This is a genomic window from Streptomyces phytophilus, assembly GCF_013870535.1.
GTDB lineage: Bacteria > Actinomycetota > Actinomycetes > Streptomycetales > Streptomycetaceae > Streptomyces > Streptomyces phytophilus.
Map to the genome: position 1 here is coordinate 1 of NZ_JACBXC010000551.1, position 3,914 is coordinate 3,914.

Sequence of the window (3,914 nt, forward strand, 5' to 3'; positions counted from 1 at the left end):
GCCCTCCGGCCGTCCTACAGCAGCCGCTCGACCCGCTCCGCCGGCACGGCCCGGGAGTAGAACCAGCCCTGCGCGGTGTCGCACCCGATCCGGCGCAGCCGCTCGGCCTGCTCGCCGCTCTCCACGCACTCGGCGGTGACGCTGATGCCCAGCCGGTGCGCCAGGTCGACCAGCGCCTCGACGATCGTCTCGTCCGCGGGGCTCGGGTGCTCCGCGGAGCTGAAGCCCCGGACGAACGATCCGTCGAGCTTCAGCGCGGACACGGGCAGCCTGCTGAGGTAGGCGAGGTTGGAGTAGCCGGTGCCGAAGTCGTCGATGGCGATGCCGACGCCCATCTCGCTCAGCTCCTGGAGCGCCTGCAGCGGCCGGCCCGCCGAGCCCATCACCGCGGACTCCGTCAGCTCCAGCTGCAGCAGCCGCGGCGGCAGGCCCGTCTCCTCCAGGATCTGCGCCACGTCGGCGACCAGGTCGGAGTCCCACACCTGGCGCACGGCGACGTTGACGCTGACGAACACCGGGTCGGCGGGGCGCAGCCGGCGCCAGCCGGCGGCGCGGCGGCAGGCGGTGGCGAGCACCCAGCGGCCCAGCGGCACGATCGCGCCGTTCTCTTCAGCCAGTCCGATGAACCGATTCGGCGTCAGCGTGCCGAGCTTCGGGTGCTGCCAGCGCACCAGCGCCTCCACGCCGCGCACGCTGCCGTCGCCGAGGTCGATGAGCGGCTGGTAGTCGAGCGTGAACTCGTCGCGCTCGATGGCCGGGCGGAGCGTGGAGGACAGCGCCTGCCGGGTCATCCGGTGGGCGTTGCGCTCCGGGTCGAAGAGCGTCCAGCGGGCCTTGCCGTCGGCCTTCGCCCAGTACAGCGTGGTGTCGGCGGCCTGCATCAGCGCCGTCGCCGTCTGCCCGCTGGCCGCCCGCTCGACGACGCCGATGCTCGCCGAGACCGCCAGGCGCTGCCCGGCGAGGTCGAACGGCTCCTGCAGCGCGTCGAGCAGCCGCTGCGCCAGCTCCCCGAGCTGCTCCGTACCGGCGGAGCGCGCCACCAGCACCGCGAACTCGTCGCCGCCGAGCCGGGCGACGGTGATGCCGTGCTTCTCGGCCTTGCCCGCCTCCGCGGTGCAGGCGACCAGCCGGCGGGCGACGGCGGCGAGCAGCCGGTCGCCCACGCGGTGGCCGAGGGTGTCGTTGACGGCCTTGAAGCCGTCCAGGTCGAGGTACGCCAGGCCGACGCGCCCCGCCGCCCCCGGCGGCGGCCCCTGCGAGCGCGCACGCGCCCCGCTCTGCCCGCGGCCCCGGCCCGCGCCGCCGTGCTCGGCCGCGGGCTCCTCGGCCTGCCGGGCCTCCTGGAGCGCGCCGGTGAGCCGCTCGAAGAACAGCTCCCGGTTCGGCAGCCGGGTCACCGGGTCGTGCATCTTCAGGTGGCGCAGCTTCGCGCGCAGCTCGCGCTGCTCGGTGACGTCCGTGAGCGACAGCAGCGCCCGGCCGCCGGACAGCGGCGTGAGGGTCATCTCGACCGACAGCGACCGGCCCTCCGCGTCCTTCATCCGCCGCGTGCAGCGCAGCGAGGCGCGCCTGCCCTGGAGTACGTCCACGAAGCCGGCCCAGCTCCACGGCTCGTCGCGCAGCCCGGTCAGCTCCGCGGCCGAGGCGCCGGCCAGGCCGCCCTCGCCGGCGCCGACCAGCTCCAGCATCCGGCCGTTCGCGGCCCGTACGAGACCGTCACCGCCCACGACGGCCATCGCGAGCTGGGCCCCGTCGAAGGCGGCGCGGAAGTCGTCCATGGGCGCCCCCGCTGGGAGGTGACGTTCCGTGACCGCCTGGAGTGAGGTCCCGGGCCCGCAGCCCGGCCCTTCGAGAGATACGCTCACCGCTCGCTCCCGCCCGTGGGGACCGCTCGGCTCCGCCGCTGCAGAGCCACAGCGCTGGAAATGTGCCCGATCATAGGGCTACCGGCTGTGTCGATCCAGTGACGCCGCTACGGCGCGGAAAGCGCTGAGCCGGATGGGGCCGGGAGTGATCGCACATGGCCGCCTCCTGCCGGGCGAATGACCAGATGTGACTTTGTGTTACCCGCACATGCTCCTGATCTCCCCTCTCGTCCAGCCCCGGAGTCACCCGTGTGGGGCACTGGAACAGGACGGGCGGGAACAAACACGAACAAAGTGGGCTGTGTTCCCTACTCTTCCGAGCCGATGAGGTCGATGTGGCCCACCCATCCATACCCCCTGTGGAACAGGACCAGTCGCGCGCGTTGCACCGGGCCGCCGCCGTGGCCACCTCGCTGTCCGCCGTCATGGCCACCTCCCTCATCGCCGACCCGGTCGGTGCCCAGCCCGGCCATCCCTGTGCGCTGGAGCGCACCGCCGCCCACCACTCCGAGGGGGTCGCCGGGTGGGACCCGGCCTACCCGCGGCCGAAGAAGACCCTCGACGCGGTGATGGTGTATCTCTCCTTCCCCGATTCCGAGCCGCTGACCTCCCCGGACGAGCTGACCGGGGACCACTTCCCGGCCACCGCGGACTTCTTCGAGCGGGCCTCGTACGGCCAGTTCCGGCTCAGGGTCGACGCGCGCGAGCGGTGGATACGCCTGCCGTCGGACTCCCTGTCGTACGGCATCGCCCGTGACTGGGACCCGGCGGCTCGCAGCCGATTCCTGAACGACGCGGTATCCGCAGCCGATCGGAAAGTGGACTTCCGTGATTACGACGTGGTCTATCTTGTCGCCGATCCGGATGCCCCCGGCGTGGATTCCGACGCCACCAAAGTGGTCAACTTCGAAACTCCGATGCGCGCGGACGGCACCGACCTGCACCGCATCGTCACCGTCTTCGAACAGCACCCGCCCGACCGCAACGTCCTCGCCCACGAGACGGGCCACGTCTTCGATCTCCCCGACCTCTACCACCGGCCGGTCGACGGCAGGGCCGACTGGGACACCCACGTCGGCGACTGGGACCTCATGGGCAGCCAGTTCGGGCTGGCGCCCGACCCCTTCGGCTGGCACAAATGGAAACTCGGCTGGCTGGGAGACGACCAGGTCGGCTGCGCCGCCGACCCCGGGTCGGACCGCTTCACGCTGCACGCGCTGTCCGCCCCCGTGAGCCCGCGGACGCCCCCGCGCGGGACGACGGAGGCACAAGCGGCGAACGGGGCGGAGGAGGTCCGGGGGCGGCGAGGCGCGCAAGGTGCGGGAGGTACGGCGGGTACGGCAGGTACGGGAGATGCGGCAGGCGCGGCAGGCGCCGGGGATGCGGGGGACGCGGGGGGATCCCGGGAGAACGGCAAGGGGGCGGCGGCCCTGCGGCGCGACACCCGGCTGGTCGTCGTGCCCACCGGCGCCACCACCGCCGTCGCCGTCGAGGCCCGCGGCCGCTACGCGAACGACCGGCACGCCTGCACCGAGGGCGTCCTCGTCTACCGCGTCCACACCGGCACCGACTCCGGCGGCGGCCCCGTCGAGGTCCTCGACGGCCACCCGCGCACCGCCGCCTGCCACGACACCTCCGTCTACCCGCCGCTCGCCGACGCCCCCCTCGGGGAGGGCGAGAGGCTGCACCTCAAGCGCGAGGGCGTGCGCGTGGAGGTGACCGGCCGCACGGCGGACGGGGGCTGGAACGTACAGGTCGAACGGGACCCGAAGCGCGGGTGAGCGCGGGAGCCGGACCGGAAACGCGGACCGGGCGCTCTCGGAGATCCGAAAGCGCCCGGGTCGACGATCCTGCGTGCTGTACGCCGTCAGGGACTCGAACCCCGGACCCGCTGATTAAGAGTCAGCTGCTCTAACCAACTGAGCTAACGGCGCCTGTCGACGTGGACGACCTTAGCACCCGGGCCCCGGAGATCGAAAATCGGTATTCCGGAGCCGCAGCCGCGGCACGTACGCACCCCCACAGCAGTTCCCTCGGCCCCGGCAGCCA

2 protein-coding genes and 1 tRNA gene are annotated in these 3,914 nt (G+C 73.0%); 1 reads left to right on the forward strand and 2 read right to left on the reverse strand.

The features are described 5' to 3' along the window. Positions 1–14: 14 nt before the first annotated feature. Positions 15–1,778 carry a putative bifunctional diguanylate cyclase/phosphodiesterase gene (locus H5J30_RS21095; RefSeq protein WP_181788960.1) on the reverse strand — a complete coding sequence of 588 codons (1,764 nt, stop codon included), beginning with the start codon at positions 1,776–1,778 and terminating at the stop codon, positions 15–17. A 446-nt stretch (positions 1,779–2,224) separates the two neighbouring features. Between H5J30_RS21095 and H5J30_RS21100 the strand changes: the two genes are divergently transcribed. Then, positions 2,225–3,646 carry a M6 family metalloprotease domain-containing protein gene (locus H5J30_RS21100; protein ID WP_181788961.1) on the forward strand — a complete coding sequence of 474 codons (1,422 nt, stop codon included), beginning with the start codon at positions 2,225–2,227 and terminating at the stop codon, positions 3,644–3,646. A gap of 79 nt (positions 3,647–3,725) precedes the next feature. Here the strand turns inward: H5J30_RS21100 and H5J30_RS21105 are convergent. Then, positions 3,726–3,799, reverse strand: a tRNA-Lys gene (locus H5J30_RS21105). Between the last annotated feature and the right edge of the window lie 115 nt (positions 3,800–3,914).